The organism is Stappia sp. (assembly GCF_965276915.1).
GTDB lineage: Bacteria > Pseudomonadota > Alphaproteobacteria > Rhizobiales > Stappiaceae > Stappia.
In genome coordinates, this window is sequence record NZ_OZ255709.1 from 3439571 (window position 1) to 3454050 (window position 14480).

General features: G+C 63.7%; 13 protein-coding genes. 6 read left to right on the forward strand and 7 right to left on the reverse strand.

The window, feature by feature from the left end:
• Positions 1 to 104 precede the first annotated feature (104 nt).
• Complete coding sequence (locus ACQY46_RS15905) at positions 105 to 1322, reverse strand: deoxyguanosinetriphosphate triphosphohydrolase (protein WP_428696997.1); 1218 nt, start codon at positions 1320 to 1322, stop codon at positions 105 to 107.
• Between the two features lie 269 nt (positions 1323 to 1591).
• Here ACQY46_RS15905 and erpA point away from each other — a divergent pair, with 269 nt between their 5' ends.
• Both erpA and xth read left to right on the forward strand, forming a co-directional pair.
• A complete protein-coding gene (gene erpA, locus ACQY46_RS15910) occupies positions 1592 to 1945 on the forward strand; it encodes an iron-sulfur cluster insertion protein ErpA (RefSeq protein WP_428696998.1) in 354 nt (117 codons plus the stop codon).
• Positions 1946 to 1978: 33 nt separating this feature from the next.
• Entirely contained in the window at positions 1979 to 2761 is a 783-nt protein-coding gene (gene xth / locus ACQY46_RS15915; protein ID WP_428696999.1) for an exodeoxyribonuclease III, read from the forward strand.
• A gap of 48 nt (positions 2762 to 2809) precedes the next feature.
• Here xth and ACQY46_RS15920 read toward each other — a convergent pair whose 3' ends face one another.
• Entirely contained in the window at positions 2810 to 3211 is a 402-nt protein-coding gene (locus tag ACQY46_RS15920) for a hypothetical protein (protein ID WP_428697000.1), read from the reverse strand.
• A 259-nt stretch (positions 3212 to 3470) separates the two neighbouring features.
• Here ACQY46_RS15920 and ACQY46_RS15925 point away from each other — a divergent pair, with 259 nt between their 5' ends.
• On the forward strand, positions 3471 to 4442 hold the full coding sequence (locus ACQY46_RS15925; protein WP_428697001.1) for a D-alanyl-D-alanine carboxypeptidase family protein: 972 nt from the start codon (positions 3471 to 3473) through the stop codon (positions 4440 to 4442).
• A gap of 13 nt (positions 4443 to 4455) precedes the next feature.
• Here the strand turns inward: ACQY46_RS15925 and ACQY46_RS15930 are convergent, their stop codons facing one another.
• The 3 genes from ACQY46_RS15930 to ACQY46_RS15940 form a co-directional block, all read right to left on the reverse strand.
• The gene (locus ACQY46_RS15930; RefSeq protein ID WP_428697002.1) at positions 4456 to 4878 is read right to left on the reverse strand and encodes a hypothetical protein; all 423 of its coding nucleotides are present in this window, start codon (positions 4876 to 4878) and stop codon (positions 4456 to 4458) included.
• Positions 4879 to 5241: 363 nt separating this feature from the next.
• Positions 5242 to 5415, reverse strand: coding sequence for a hypothetical protein (locus ACQY46_RS15935; protein ID WP_428697003.1), 174 nt, complete (start codon positions 5413 to 5415; stop codon positions 5242 to 5244).
• Between the two features lie 551 nt (positions 5416 to 5966).
• On the reverse strand, positions 5967 to 9704 hold the full coding sequence (locus tag ACQY46_RS15940; protein WP_428697004.1) for a vitamin B12-dependent ribonucleotide reductase: 3738 nt from the start codon (positions 9702 to 9704) through the stop codon (positions 5967 to 5969).
• Between the two features lie 915 nt (positions 9705 to 10619).
• Here ACQY46_RS15940 and ACQY46_RS15945 point away from each other — a divergent pair.
• Both ACQY46_RS15945 and ACQY46_RS15950 read left to right on the forward strand, forming a co-directional pair.
• On the forward strand, positions 10620 to 11327 hold the full coding sequence (locus ACQY46_RS15945) for a response regulator (protein ID WP_428700504.1): 708 nt from the start codon (positions 10620 to 10622) through the stop codon (positions 11325 to 11327).
• 180 nt (positions 11328 to 11507) lie between these two features.
• The gene (locus ACQY46_RS15950) at positions 11508 to 11891 is read left to right on the forward strand and encodes an NADH:ubiquinone oxidoreductase subunit NDUFA12 (protein ID WP_428697005.1); all 384 of its coding nucleotides are present in this window, start codon (positions 11508 to 11510) and stop codon (positions 11889 to 11891) included.
• A 651-nt stretch (positions 11892 to 12542) separates the two neighbouring features.
• Here the strand turns inward: ACQY46_RS15950 and ACQY46_RS15955 are convergent.
• The gene (locus tag ACQY46_RS15955) at positions 12543 to 12743 is read right to left on the reverse strand and encodes a hypothetical protein (RefSeq protein ID WP_428700557.1); all 201 of its coding nucleotides are present in this window, start codon (positions 12741 to 12743) and stop codon (positions 12543 to 12545) included.
• 41 nt (positions 12744 to 12784) lie between these two features.
• On the opposite strand from ACQY46_RS15955, the gene ACQY46_RS15960 reads away from it, so the two are divergent.
• On the forward strand, positions 12785 to 13597 hold the full coding sequence (locus tag ACQY46_RS15960; RefSeq protein ID WP_428697006.1) for a hypothetical protein: 813 nt from the start codon (positions 12785 to 12787) through the stop codon (positions 13595 to 13597).
• A 301-nt stretch (positions 13598 to 13898) separates the two neighbouring features.
• On the opposite strand, the gene ACQY46_RS15965 is transcribed toward ACQY46_RS15960, so the two are convergent.
• Positions 13899 to 14444: a hypothetical protein gene (locus tag ACQY46_RS15965; protein WP_428697007.1), complete on the reverse strand. Its 546-nt coding sequence runs from the start codon at positions 14442 to 14444 to the stop codon at positions 13899 to 13901.
• Between the last annotated feature and the right edge of the window lie 36 nt (positions 14445 to 14480).

The following is a 14480-nucleotide window of genomic DNA, read 5'->3' on the forward strand; positions in this document are numbered from 1 at the left end:
TTGTGTCCGTGGAGAGGATTACGTCCCGTGGGCCGCAATCCGGTCTGGTCTGGTTCGGCCGTGTCGGGGCCGGTTGGAAAAGCGGCGTATACCGCGCGGCGGGCCTATCCCAAATCGGGAGTGTGGTCAAACAGCCGGCGATGCTCGTCGACGGCGAAACGGTCGGTCATCCCGGCGATGAAATCGCACACCCGCCGCGCCCGCCGGGTGTCGTCGTCCTGCTCGAGACCGCGCCGCCATTCCTCCGGCAGTTCTGCCGGCTCGCTCATGTAGGCCTTGAACAGGTCGCGGACCACTCCGGCCACCTGTCGGCGGACGGCGAGCATCGTCTCGTGCCGGTAGAGATTGGCGAACAGGAAGGCTTTCACCTCTCGCTCGCGTGCCGCCATCTCCTCGGAGAAGGCGACAACGGGCGCTCCCGCCGCGCGGATGTCCTCCGCATCTCCGGGAGAGAGCGCTGCAAGCCGGCGCAGGGATTCGCCGATCACGTCCTCGACCATCCGGGTGATCGAGCGGCGCACGATCTCGTGAATGCGCCGCGCCTCTTCCAGCTGCGGATAGCGCGCGTCGACCTCCTCAAGGATCCGGGCCAGGAACGGCACCTCGCGCATTTGCTCGATGCTGAGCAGCCCGGCGCGCAACCCGTCGTCGAGATCATGCGCGTCATAGGCGATGTCGTCGGCGATCGCGGCGGCCTGTGCCTCGGCGCTCGGCCAGCTGTCGAGGCGCAGGTCCTGCTTCTGCGCATATTGGCGGATGGCGAAAGGCAGCCCCGTATCCTTGAACTTGCCGAGCGGATGCCCGTTTCCGTCGACAAGCGGCCCGTTGTGCTTGACCAGCCCCTCCAGCGTCTCCCAGCTGAGGTTCAGCCCGTCGAACTCGGCATAGCGACGCTCCAGCACGGTGACGACGCGCAGCGACTGGGCATTGTGGTCGAAACCGCCGAAAGGCGCCATCGCGGCGTCCATGACGTCTTCCCCCTCATGTCCGAACGGCGTGTGGCCAAGATCGTGGGCAAGCGCCAGGCATTCGGCCAGATCCTCGTCGAGCCGCATGGCCCGGGCGAGCGAGCGGGCGATCTGCGACACCTCGATCGTGTGGGTCAGCCGCGTGCGGAAATGGTCGCCCTCGTGATAGACGAAGACCTGTGTCTTGTGCTTGAGGCGGCGAAACGCGGTGGAGTGTATGATCCTGTCGCGGTCGCGCTGAAACGGCGTGCGGGTCGGGCTCTCCGCCTCGGGCACCAGGCGTCCGGCGCTTCTGTCCGGGTCGGTGGCGTAGGCGGCGCGCGGCTGGGCTCCATAGCCAAGCGGTGCGGTCATGAGGCCTCCTGGTCGTCTGCCGGAGATAGACGTGCGCGAGGATCGCGTACGCTTTCGGGCAGCGAGACTGTTGACGCATGCCCGCGCTGTTCATACCTATTCACTAACGCCTTGCACAGGGCGGCCTTGCTCGGAGCATGCGATTTCCCGCAAGCCGCAAGCCGCCCGGCCGGATCACCCGGCGCGGCAAGCACCGGAGCCGTCCGCTGCCCGGGGAGACATTGCCCCGCCGGCACCGGCAGCGCCCGAAAAAACGGAAGAGCATGACCATGGCGGATCACATCACGGACGCGACGCCCGAGACGGTCGACCTCAGCGACACGGCGGTGAAGCGCATTGCCCGCATCCTTTCCGCGGAACCGGAAGGAACCAGCCTGCGCGTCAGCGTCGAGGGCGGCGGCTGTTCGGGTTTCCAGTACAAATACGACCTCGTGCGGGAGCAGGAGAGCGACGACCTCGTCATCGCCCGCGACGGCGCGAGCGTGCTCATCGACCCGGTCTCGCTGCAATACATGAGCGGCTCGGTCATCGATTTCGTCGATGACCTGATGGGCCAGTCCTTCCAGATCCGCAATCCGCTCGCCGCCGCCGGTTGCGGTTGCGGCACCAGCTTCTCGATCTGACCTTCCGCCTACCGATCCAAAGGACCGACGCCGTTGAAAATCGCCACCTGGAACATCAACGGCGTCAAGGCGCGCCTTGAGACAACGCTTGCCTGGCTCGACGAGGCGAAACCCGACCTCGCCTGCCTGCAGGAGATCAAGTCGGTCGACGAGGGCTTTCCCCGCGCCGCCTTCGAGGAGGCGGGCTACCAGGTCGAGACGCACGGGCAGAAGGGCTTCAACGGCGTCGCCTTTCTGAGCCGTGTCCCCCTGACGGATATCCGGCGCGGCCTGCCCGGCGACGACAGCGACGAGCAGGCCCGCTACATCGAGGCCCGCATCGAGACGGACGGGCGTCCCTTGCGCGTCGGCTGTCTCTACCTGCCGAACGGCAATCCGCTCGGCACCGAAAAATTTCCCTACAAGCTCGGCTGGATGGACCGTCTGGTCCGTCATGCCCGCATGCGCCTCGAGGAGGAGGAGCGCTTTGTCCTCCTCGGCGACTACAACGTCATCCCCGACCCGCGCGATGCCCGCCATCCGGAGAACTGGACGGGCGATGCCCTGTTCCAGCCGGAAAGCCGCGGCGCCTACCGGGCCCTGCTCGCGCTTGGCCTGACCGATGCCGTGCGTGCCACCAACCAGGAGGACGGCGTCTACACTTTCTGGGATTACCAGGCCGGCGCATGGCAGAAGAACAACGGCATTCGCATCGACCACGTGCTGCTGTCGCCCGAGGCGACCGATGTCCTGGAAGGCGTCGGCATCGACGTGCATGTGCGCGGCTGGGAAAAGCCCTCGGACCATGTTCCTGTGTGGGTGGATCTCGCCGCCTGAATATGGCGGCCAGGGTTGCGCCGCCTGCGGCCAACCCGGAACGGTGGCTCAATGCGTTGCGGGCAGGCCGGCCAGCGTGGTCGTGTCGCCGCGCGGCGACTGCCTGAGCGATGTCGGGCAGGAGCGTTCCAGTGTCTTCCAGGCCGTGTTGTTGAGGTTCATCGAACAGCGGGCCATCCTCGGCCCGTCGGGCCCGCGCAGGCAGACCATGTCGCCGAGCTTGTAGTCGGTTCCGAAGAAGCGGCAGGTGCAGTTCATGTTTGCGCCCGCCTGCCGGATCTCGCCCGCCCTGGCAGTGTCCGTTTGCCCCGTAAGGCCGGGCAAGGCCGGCAGCGCGACAAGCAGCAACAGCGCGAGCATTCCCCTCCCGGTAAACACCTTGCCGGTGCTTGCGGCCGGGTTCGGCAGGGTCTTCAGACGTCTTGTCCGGATCCAGCCCTTCTTGCCCATGTCATATCATACCATGAAAACGCGATGGAAACGAGCCGGGTGCGCCGTGCCTCTCCTGCCCCCCGCGCAACAATCGGCCGGGGCCGTCCTCTCCCGGCTTTTTCCCCCCGTCCCGATCCGATATGGTGCGCGCCGACAGGGCCGCCGGACTTCCCGGCAAGCGGAGACATCCAAAGTGACTGGCAAGGTGGTTGGCAAGTTGGCTGACATGGTGGCTGGCAAAATGACTGGCAAGGTGACTGGCAAGGTGACTGGCAAGGTGACTGGCAGACGCGCATCGCCGCACAAGGCGCAGGCATGCGGGACCCCGGAGCGGTCCTGGTCGCGGATCGCGACCGTCCTGTCGCTGAGCCTTGCGCTGGCCGCTTGCCAGACGGCCGGCAGGCCGGCCGGCACCTCCGTATCGGCGAACGCTGCCGCCGTGCAGACGGCCACCCTGCCCGCCCTGCCGGGCACCGCCACGACAAGCGCCGGTCCGGCGCTTGCCTTCGCCCCTCCCGGACAGGCGGAGCCTCGCGCCCATGCCGCGATCGTCATCGACGCGGCGAGCGGCAGCGTCCTGCACGAGGAACAGGCGGACGCCCTGCGCTATCCCGCCTCCCTGACCAAGATGATGACGCTCTACCTGTTGTTCGACGCCGTATCGGAAGGCCGGGTCTCCCTCGACACACAGCTTTCGGTTTCGGCCCGCGCCGCCGGACAGCCGCCGGCGAAGATCGGCCTCAGGCAAGGCGGGACGATCACCGTTTCGCAGGCCATCCAGGCGCTGGCGGTCAAGTCGGCCAATGATGTTGCCGTCACTGTTGCCGAAAACCTCGGCGGCTCCGAAGACGCCTTCGCCCGCTCCATGACCTCCAAGGCCCGGGCGCTGGGCATGCGGCGCACCCATTTCGTCAATGCCTCGGGCCTTCCCGATCCACGCCAGGTGACGACGGCGCGCGACATGGCGATCCTGTCGCGGGCCCTGAAGAGCCGCCACGCCAACCGCGCCCGCGCCTTCACCGCCCGCAGCTTCGCCTATAACGGCCGCACGTTCGAGGCGACCAACAACCTGCTCGGCCGCGTCGCCGGCGTCGACGGCATCAAGACCGGCTATATCCGCCTGTCGGGCTACAATCTCGCCGCCTCCGCAAGGCGCGGCGGACGGCAGGTGATTGCAGTGGTGTTCGGGGGAGAGAGCGAGGGCGCGCGCGACCGCGAGGTCACGGCCCTGATCGAGCAGTACCTGTGATTGTCATTGCTGCCTAGGACACCGTCCGCGCGGGGACCTGGCGCGTGCCTTCGCCGGAGAGCGGCGCGGCCTTCGACAAGTGTCCCTTCTCGCCAATGCTCGAGGAACTGTCGTCCCCCGGAGAGGTCTCGGGCTTCTCCAGCAGGGGATCGCCGCCTTCCGGCACGACGGTCACGATGATGCCGCTCGCGCCGTCGACCAGCAGGAAGAAGCGCCGGCCCTCCTTGCGCGCCACGATCTCGATGCGCCCGTCCTTGTTCATGTAGCGCAGGGTGGTATAGCCGGATTCGGCAAGGTTCATGACGATCTCGTTGAGATCGGTACCGACCTTCGTGCCCGGCACCGGCTCCATCGCCAAAGCCGAAGCGGAAAACCCGCCTGCCGCCATGAGCGGCAAAACGATCGCAAGAACCAGGGCAAAACGACCGGTCACCATACCGTTACCTCCCCTTGCCTTCCCGGTGCCTCCTGCAACGCCTCCGTCAGCCATGGCCCATGGTCCGGAACCGCCGAAAGAAGCGGAACGAAGAGCCTGGCGCCTGCCGGTTGGCTCATGCCTGCAAACCGACCAGAAAACCGGCCAACAACCCGCGAAGTGCCTGATCCTACCACAGTTTTCCGACCATCCGGCACTGATATCGACGTCAGGACGACTACCGACGACCACGGACGTCGGCAGAAGCGTCCGGCGAAGACGCTTTCCTTTCGGTTTACGCGAGGGGGCTTTGGCGGATCACATTTTGTCCGCGGAGCGCGGCAGCGCGGCGGGCGGGAAAGGCTCCGCCGTATGGACAGGCGCTCAGCCCTCGGGTTCGGGCGCGCGCACAAGGTTGCCATCGTCATCAAGGCCGACGCCAAGGCCGAGTTCACGCCGCCGCGCAAAGTACGCCTCCTCGGCCTCGCCCGGCCGCGCCATCGCTTCGGTGAACCGGTCGAGCCAAGCGTCCATCTCGTCGTCCGTGAGGCTGGTCATCTTCGGTTCTCCCACCGGCGCCGCACTGATGTGGCGTGGGGGCAAGAATGCAAAAACCTTCGTTATGCGACCACCCCGCAGGCACCCACCGGGAAATGAGGATCGCAGGTCACACAGAGTATTTCGGGCTGAAACTGCGTCTACCTCCGGAGAGCGTGAATAAGAATAAACGATCGGGGAACGACCTGCTGACCGCAAGACCGCCTATGCAAGGGCCGGTTCGGGCTCCTCATGCTCCCGTCATGCCGGACGGTCTGCGCCGCAAGGCGCATGGCCGGATCCGGCATCCAGCGTGTCAGCCGCGCCGCAGGCGCGTCCTGCCGGCTTCCTTGTGAGGAGAGCGGGCTGCGCCCGCGCTGATCCACTGGTTTCCGGATCGGCGCGCCGGCTTCGCCGCGCTTGTCCGGAATGACGGGTGAGACCCGGCCGCCACGCCTTGCGCCTTGTTCCTGAAAACAAAAACCCGCCCGGCATCGCTGCCGGACGGGTTTTGTGTCTCGTATACCGAACAGCGGGGGACCGGCCTTCCAGCCGGCCTCCCGCCGCCTCTATCAGCTGCAGCCGCTCGTCGAGCCGCAGGTGTCGCATTTCAGGCAGGTGCCGTTCCTGACCATGGTGAAGTTGCCGCATTCCATGCAGCTCTCGCCCTCGTAGCCCTGCATCCGGGCCTTGGCGATCTGCTGCGCCTGGTTTGCCCTGGCGGGCGCCGCGGTGCCGACGGCGACATCCGTCTCCGGTGCCACGTCCACCTCCCGCTTGAAGGCGGTCGCGACCGCCGCCGTGCGGCCATGGATGCCACTGGTGGCAATCGCCGAGGCCGTACCGCCCTTGGTGCCGCCGCTCTCGCCAGCGCCAAGCGCGCCGGCCGGCTCACCCGGGGTGCCGACAAGGCGGAAGCGCTCCGTCTGGCCGCGCACCAGTCCCTTGGACACGACGCCGCTATGCGCGGTGCCGGCCGGACGGCCTTCGTTCTCGCCGCCGCTGATCGACGTGGTCGACAGCGATTCCGGCGAGACATGCGCCAGGTCGTGCCGGTCCAGATAGGAGACCGCCAATTCGCGGAAGATGTAGTCGAGGATCGAGGTCGCGTTCTTGATCGCCTCGTTGCCCTGCACCATGCCGGCCGGCTCGAACCGGGTGAAGGTGAAGGCGTCGACATATTCCTCGAGCGGCACGCCGTACTGGAGGCCGAGCGAGATGGCGATGGCGAAATTGTTCATCAACGAGCGGAAGGCAGCGCCTTCCTTGTGCATGTCGATGAAGATCTCGCCGAGACGGCCGTCGCCATACTCGCCCGTGGTGAGATAGACCTTGTGGCCGCCGACACGCGCCTTCTGGGTGTAGCCCTTGCGCCGGTCCGGCATCTTCTCGCGCTCGCGCACGGTGCGTTCCACCACCCGCTCGACGATACGCTCGACAATGCGTTCCGCCACCATCTCGGCCCGTGCCGCCTGCGGCTGCGCCATCAGCGCCTCGACCGCATCCTCCTCGTCATCGTCGCTGTCGGCGAGAAGCTGGGAGTTGAGCGGCTGGCTCAGCTTCGAGCCGTCGCGGTAGAGCGCGTTGGCCTTCAGCGCCAGGCGCCAGGACAGCATGTAGGCCTCGGCGCAATCGGAGACCGTCGCGTCGTTCGGCATGTTGATCGTCTTGGAGATCGCGCCGGAGATGAACGGCTGGGCCGCCGCCATCATGCGGATGTGGCTCTCCACCGACAGGAACCGCTTGCCCAGGCGGCCGCACGGATTGGCGCAATCGAAGACCGCGTAGTGTTCCTGCTTGAGGAACGGCGCGCCTTCCAGCGTCATCGCGCCGCAGACATGGGTGTTGGCCTGCTCGATATCGGCGCGCGAGAAGCCGAGATGCGCCAGCAGCTCGAAATCCGGATCGTCGAGCTTCTCGGCCGGCACGTTCAGCGCGCCGGTCAGGAAGTCGTCGCCGAGCGTCCAGCGGTTGAAGACGAACTTGATGTCGAAGGCCGACTTCAGCGCGCCCCCCACCTTCTCAAGAGCGGCGTCGGTGAACCCCTTGGCGCGCAGGCGGCCGGGGTTGACGGCCGGGGCCTGGTCGAGCGTGCCGTGACCGACCGCGTAGGCCTCCATCTCGGCGATCTCGCTCTCGGAATAGCCGAGCGTGCGCAGGGCTTCGGGGACCGCCCGGTTGATGATCTTGAAGTAGCCGCCACCGGCCAGCTTCTTGAACTTCACCAGCGCGAAGTCGGGCTCGATGCCGGTCGTGTCGCAATCCATCACGAGGCCGATCGTGCCGGTCGGCGCGATCACCGTCGACTGGGCGTTGCGGTAGCCGTGCTTCTCGCCCAGCTCCAGCGCCAGGTCCCAGGCCGCCTTCGCCCGCTCGACCAGCACCTTGTCGGCGCAGGACGCATGGTCGAGCGGCACCGGGTTGGTGCTCAGCCCCTCGTAGCCCTCGCTCTCGCCATGGGCGGCGCGGCGGTGGTTGCGGATGACGCGCAGCATGTGCCCGGCATTGTCCGCATAGCCCGGGAACGGGCCGAGTTCGCCCGCCATTTCCGCCGAGGTCGCATAGGAAACGCCGGTCATGATCGCGGTGAGCGCGCCGCAGATCGCCCGCCCCTCGTCGCTATCATAGGGAATGCCGGAGGTCATCAGCAGCCCGCCGATATTGGCGTAGCCAAGGCCGAGCGTGCGGTAGCGATAGGAGAGCTCCGCGATCTCCTTCGACGGGAACTGAGCCATCAGCACCGAGATCTCGAGCACCATGGTCCACAGGCGCACGCCGTGCTCATAGGCCTCGACGTCGAACACGCCGTCCTTGCCGCGGAACTGCAGAAGGTTCAGCGACGCCAGGTTGCAGGCCGTGTCGTCGAGGAACATGTACTCGGAGCACGGGTTCGAGGCGCGGATCTCGCCCGAGGCCGGGCAGGTGTGCCAGTCGTTGATGGTCGTGTGGTACTGGATGCCCGGATCGGCCGAGGCCCAGGCCGCATAGCCGATCTGCTCCCACAATTCGCGGGCCTTCAGCGTCTTGGTGACGCGGCCGTCCTTGCGGGCGGTCAGGTTCCAGTCGCCGTCCTCGATCACGGAGGTCAGGAAGCCGTCGGTGACGCGCACCGAGTTGTTCGAGTTCTGGCCCGAAACCGTCAGGTAGGCTTCCGAATCCCAGTCCGTGTTGTAGGTCGGGAACTCGATCTTCGTGAAACCCTGGCGGGCGAACTGGATGACGCGCTGGATGTAGTTCTCCGGCACCATCATCTTCTTGGCGGCGCGGATCTCGCGCTTCAATGCCGGGTTCTTCGCCGGATCGAAGCAGTCGCCGTTGTCGGCCTCGCAATTGACGCAGGCCTTCATGATCGCGGTCAGGTGCTTCTGGCAGATCTTCGAGCCGGTGACGAGGGCGGCCACCTTCTGCTCCTCGCGGACCTTCCAGGTGATGTAGTCCTCGATGTCGGGGTGATCGACATCGACCACCACCATCTTGGCGGCGCGGCGCGTCGTGCCGCCCGACTTGATGGCGCCGGCGGCCCGGTCGCCGATCTTGAGGAAGCTCATCAGGCCGGACGACTTGCCGCCGCCCGAAAGCCTCTCGCCCTCGCCGCGCACGCGGGAGAAGTTGGAGCCTGTCCCCGATCCGTACTTGAACAGGCGCGCCTCGCGCACCCACAGGTCCATGATGCCGTTCTCGTTGACGAGATCGTCCTGCACCGACTGGATGAAGCAGGCATGCGGCTGCGGATGCTCGTAGGCGGTGGCCGAGCGGGTCAGCTCACCTGTTTGAAAATCAACGTAGAAATGCCCCTGGCTCGGGCCGTCGATGCCATAGGCCCAGTGCAGGCCGGTGTTGAACCATTGCGGCGAGTTCGGCGCCACCTTCTGGGTGGCGAGCATGTAGCGGAGCTCGTCGTAGAAAGTCTGCGCGTCCGCCTCGCTGTCGAAATATCCGCCCTTCCAGCCCCAGTAGGTCCAGGTGCCGGCGAGCCGGTCGAAGACCTGGCGGGCATCGATCTCGGAGCCGTAGCGCTCCTCCTCGGGCAGCGCCTCGAGCGCCGCAAGGTCGGCTTCCTGCCGCCACAGCCAGGAGGGAACGGTGTTCTCCTCGACCGGCTTCAGGCGGGCGGGAACGCCGGCCTTGCGGAAATATTTCTGCGCCAGGATATCCGCGGCGACCTGCGAGAACTGCGCAGGAACGTCAATGTTTTCAAGCCGGAAGACGATCGAGCCGTCCGGATTCCGAATTTCGCTTGTGGCCACGCGAAACGCGATCTCGGCATAGGGCGACTGGCCGCCCTTCGTGTAACGCCGCTCGATCTTCATCCAAAAGCCCCCTTAACGTGCATCGGCCCCGCGGGCCGTGGGTGTTCATTCGCGGCCAAGGCCGCCGGTGGAGCGGCGCGCGGCAAGACGCCGGCGCCCGGTGCGAGGCGGCCATGCCGCCGGGCCGCGCACCTGATGATGCGCAAGCCCTTGTCCCCGCCGCCCTGTGATGTCGCCGCGCTTGAGCGCGCGGTCATGTGTGAAGGATGAGCACTATATATAGTAGATCATCGCCCAATTGTCACGACATATCGTCAACGCAAGGCGCAATTTTCCCGCATCGCGAACCGCCGCGGTCGCCATGCCGAAACCCGGATCGCTCCGGGGACCATACGCTTGCAGTTGATGAGGACGCGGGGTCGAAGCCCCAACCTGTCTGCGATTTATCCGACACCCGGACGTTAGGGTGAATCGCCGGTGAGCGTCAAGCACCCAAATCCATCTATTGTGGTCACGTCCCGGCCAGACCCCAAATGTAGTGTGTGCGTGTGGATAACGAGGATGACGGGTGCTTTGCCGGCTTGGCCGCCAGATAGGCCTTGCAAGTGGCCCTCTGCCCTGCCCGGCGTCTCTCCGGCCTCGCTAGACGGGAGCGCCGCCACACCGCCGCTTGCGGGGATTGGCTGTCTTCCCGTCCCGAAAACCGCCCCGAAAAACGGAGCCGTCCGGGGCGCCCCGGAACACTCCGGGGATAGCGCGGATCTGTCCCCGTTTGCGCCAAAATCGGCCAAAAACAGCCTGAAACAGCGCCAGCGAAAAACAGAATCACGTCTGTTTTGCCAATATAACAGCGATACTGATTCAATTTTAGCAAAACTGTCTGAGAATCGTCTTGTTCCCCTCAATCGCGGGGAAATCCGGCTGTGCTCTAAATGCCTCCCAAGGACCTCCAACCGGGATGGCAACGTGGCTCGGATGACGCGGCATTACGCATACGGACTGGACATCGGCGATCTCGATGTCGTCGTCGTCGACGATTCCAAGCCGATGCAGGCGATCCTGCGATCGACGCTGCTGTCGTTCCGCGTGCGCCGGGTCAGGACCTTCGACACCGCCGAGGCGGCGCTCGAGGTGATGCGGCTCGACCCGCCCAATTTCATCATCACCGACTGGCGGATGAAACCGATGAGCGGCGTCGCCCTGCTGCGCGCCATCCGCCAGCGCAAGATGGCGCCGCTGTGCTTCCTGCCGGTGATGTTCTGCACCGCGCACGGCACCCGCACCCTGATCGACCGGATCCTGCGCGACGGCGCCCAGCACGTCCTGACCAAGCCGCTGTCGCCCTCCGCCCTTTACGACCGGCTGATGTGGACGCTGCGCGACGCGCGCCCGCTGGTGATGGGCGAGGACGGGCGCTATGTCATCGACGGCGTCGCCGACAGTCTCGACGCCAAGGCGCGCAAGTGGCAGCAGATCGGCAACGGCCGCAATGTCGTCACCGTCAAGCCCGCCGTGACGCGCCGCGACGTGCCGCAGAGCCTGGCCGGAAAGCCGGAAACGGCACACCCCCCGGTGCACGAGGTGGCGGCTGGCGACATGGCCGGGGGACAGAAGACCGGACAGAAAAGCGGCCGGGCGGGCTTCGCCACCGTGCGGCCCAAGCGCGACAAGAACGCCGCCTGAAAAGAGCCGCCCGGGACGAAAAGAAAGAGAAGACGCCACGGCCCGCCCCCCGGGGCAGGCAGCGCTCCCCCGCCACCGCCCGCAAGGCCTGCCGCCCCGCCTGCGGACGCCCCGCCGCATTGCGCAACGCGCAAGGGTGCGCTATGCGAGGACAACGGGATCAAATGAGACGGCGAGCCGATGAAAACCCTGCTGCAATTCTTCACCTGGTGGAACAGCGCCACTTGGGGCACGCGCCTCTTCACATGGCGCAAGGGCGAGTTCGTGGGCAAGGACGAGTTCGGCAATTCCTACTACCGCGAGCGCGGCGGCAAGAAGCGCTGGGTGATCTATGACGGCCTCGCGGAAGCCTCGACGATCCCGCCCGGCTGGCACGGCTGGATGCACCACCGCACGGATGTCGCCCCGAGCGAGACCGACTACGCCCCGCGCGCCTGGGAAGCCCCGCACATCCCCAACCGCACCGGCACGCATGCCGCCTACCGCCCCAAGGGCTCGATCCTGACCGGCGACAAGCGCCCGCAGGTCACCGGCGACTACCAGCCCTGGACACCGGGCGAGTAAGGGCGGGCCTCAGGCTCCTGCCCTGCCCGGTGCTGCCCTGCCATACGGACAGAGGCGCGCACCGACAGGCCTTCGAAGAGACACGAAAACACCCCGCCGGAACCGCCCGGCGGGGTGTTTTCGTTTGGGGTGGTGTGAACCCGTCGCAGGAAAACCGACAGAGTTATTGATTGAACCGTGAGGCTGAATTCTGTCCATGTTGGAACGCAGGCGAAAAACGTAGAACATGCTCATCAGAGAACTGCACTTACGGAGCCCCCACAAGGATCTTGGAAAGAAGCAGCGGATATCTACCCCAATAAACAGATATCAAGTGCGAAAAGAACTCGACCGCCGGGGCCGATCCCCCGCATTCTCGGAATCTTCCAGAGGGACAACTTCGACACCAAAGTCTGTCCTGAGATAGTAGTCGCCTGATATTTGACCCGCCTGAGAGGGCGCAGCCATGCCGCGTTGGAGCGGGTTTGATGGCGTCGTTGAACACCTCAAATCCAAGTACCAACGAACATGACTACGAAGGACAAGGTAGCACGCCGCAAGCTGTCCCTGCTTGATATTGCGAGTGACCTTTCCCACGTGTCCAGAACCTGCAAGGTGATGCGGAAGGGCGCTCGGCGCCTGGCTCGCCACCGACAATGGCATGCACCCGCATCAGGGCCGCAACTTGAACGGGCGAACGCCCCTCAGGGCTTCGATCAACGACCTGCCCGGCAGTGTGTCAGAACCACTGGCAAAACCGAAAAGAGAACCGCTGACAACCAGGTCGAAACAGGTTTCAATCAACAACGATCCCACGTCGCCTCGAACCGCTTCAAAATGCGGAACTTGCAGGCGATTACCATCTTTGTACATTCCGTCGCCGTACTCTCAATATAAAAAATGGAAGCTTTTCCATGAAATACAGAAGTGAAAGTAAAATTTATGCGTCAGCATTAGCAATGAATATGCTATTGCCATTTTCGGGAAATTTCTTTTTTGGATCAAATAAGTTTCTATACATAGCATCAATTATAAACTGTATTATTTTTATTGGAAACAAGGATAATGTTATTTTTGGATTCATATATATTAAATACTCTACATTGTTATCTGTTTTAGTATTTATAGTTCTTTTCATATTTTCTGTAAGAAAATTTAGAGAAAATCGTCGCGAAATTACATTAAGATCGACTTCAGTACCTTTGGTATACATAATTCTTTTGTTTATGAATTTCGCAATTGATCAAAATTATAATACTGCTCGAGTTGCTTCCGGTGGATTTTCTCCGATTATCAATTCGGGAGACATAGTTGCTTATCAGTACGGTTCATATACAGAAAGGGGCGATTTGATCGTTACTTTATCAAAAGCCGGCGGGAGAAAACTCGGAGTTGCTATAAGTGTGGCAACGGAAGACTTTTATATTAGGAATTCAGAAATTGTCGTTTGCCGTGAAACTGGAAACTGCGAATCGATCATGGGGATATGCCCTTCCAAGCGTAGATCTACGAAGGGTGAGTTTCGGTCTTCCAGAAATGCGATTCTTTTTTTTACCGGCCTGAATGAGGATGTAATGGTGGACGCCATTACCAGTTACTCTGATAATTATACGTCTAAAAACATAGAAGAAATCGGCTCTGCAAGAAGTGTTTTTCGTTCCGATAATATATTTTCGTTTAGAATTGACTTGGATGGGATTATCGATAGATATTGCGGGATCGAATGACCTGATCCAAAGTCTCCTCAGATTTTGGAGAGAGTCTTGGGTTGATGTTTGGCCCTATGCAACCTGTTTCTCGGGTGCCGTTTGACTGGCAAACTGGTTGGGTGTGAGATTGCCCGGCGAGGAGTGCGGTTGACGGCTGCAGCGGTCTTCCTTCCATGCGCTGATCCGCTCTCGAGCCTCGGCCAGTGACGAATAAGCGTCTCGTTGAGGCATTCCCCGTCAAAGACCAGCCTCACCCGAAGGTCCTCGCCGAGAGCCTCGGCGACGGTTTTAAGCATGTCGAGAACCACGCCCAGGACGCTCATCGCTTGAGGAGCCTTTTCCTGATGAGGTCTGCGGCAAGATGGGCCTCGCGCTGCCGCCCGAGCCTGATCGCGTCGACAAGCGCGAGATACTCGTACAGCCTTTCGTCCTGCCCGGCCGCTTGCGGCACGGACCTGAACAGGGGCTCGACCGACAGACCCCGCGTCCTCCCCTTCGCATCGGGCCAGACATAGATATCGTCGCCGGCGCTCACGAGGCGTCCTTGCAGCATGGGCGCGGCAAAACCCGTTGGAACGCCGCGTTGAGGCGCGCCGGGTCTTGCCGGGAACACGAACTTCAAGCCGTGAATGATGAAGTCACAGAGGCTGCGCCTGCTGGGCTTCGCCCGGCCGCGCTCCCGGTCCCTGACCGCAAGGCCGGACGCAAGGCTGCGATTGAGCGAGGCGCTCACTTCTGTCTTGCTGATACCAAGCGAAGCCCCCAGACCGCGAACGGAATAGGGTTCTTCGCGTCCCGGCATTTCATCGGGGCTCTCAAGCACGCCAAGATCTTCCTGCTCCTGCAGGCTCGCGAGCTTCAGCAATATGACGATGTCCTGGCTTTTCATCCGGCTCCGGCT

Excerpts from the sequence above, each read along its gene's own strand:
- ACQY46_RS15945 (WP_428700504.1), top strand. The coding sequence starts at position 10,620 with ATGACGCGGCATTACGCATACGGACTGGACATCGGCGATCTCGATGTC.
- ACQY46_RS15905 (WP_428696997.1), bottom strand. The coding sequence starts at position 1,322 with ATGACCGCACCGCTTGGCTATGGAGCCCAGCCGCGCGCCGCCTACGCC.
- ACQY46_RS15950 (WP_428697005.1), top strand. The coding sequence starts at position 11,508 with ATGAAAACCCTGCTGCAATTCTTCACCTGGTGGAACAGCGCCACTTGG.
- ACQY46_RS15920 (WP_428697000.1), bottom strand. The coding sequence starts at position 3,211 with ATGGGCAAGAAGGGCTGGATCCGGACAAGACGTCTGAAGACCCTGCCG.
- ACQY46_RS15940 (WP_428697004.1), bottom strand. The coding sequence starts at position 9,704 with ATGAAGATCGAGCGGCGTTACACGAAGGGCGGCCAGTCGCCCTATGCC.
- ACQY46_RS15960 (WP_428697006.1), top strand. The coding sequence starts at position 12,785 with ATGAAATACAGAAGTGAAAGTAAAATTTATGCGTCAGCATTAGCAATG.
- ACQY46_RS15935 (WP_428697003.1), bottom strand. The coding sequence starts at position 5,415 with ATGACCAGCCTCACGGACGACGAGATGGACGCTTGGCTCGACCGGTTC.
- erpA (WP_428696998.1), top strand. The coding sequence starts at position 1,592 with ATGGCGGATCACATCACGGACGCGACGCCCGAGACGGTCGACCTCAGC.
- ACQY46_RS15930 (WP_428697002.1), bottom strand. The coding sequence starts at position 4,878 with ATGGTGACCGGTCGTTTTGCCCTGGTTCTTGCGATCGTTTTGCCGCTC.
- ACQY46_RS15955 (WP_428700557.1), bottom strand. The coding sequence starts at position 12,743 with ATGTACAAAGATGGTAATCGCCTGCAAGTTCCGCATTTTGAAGCGGTT.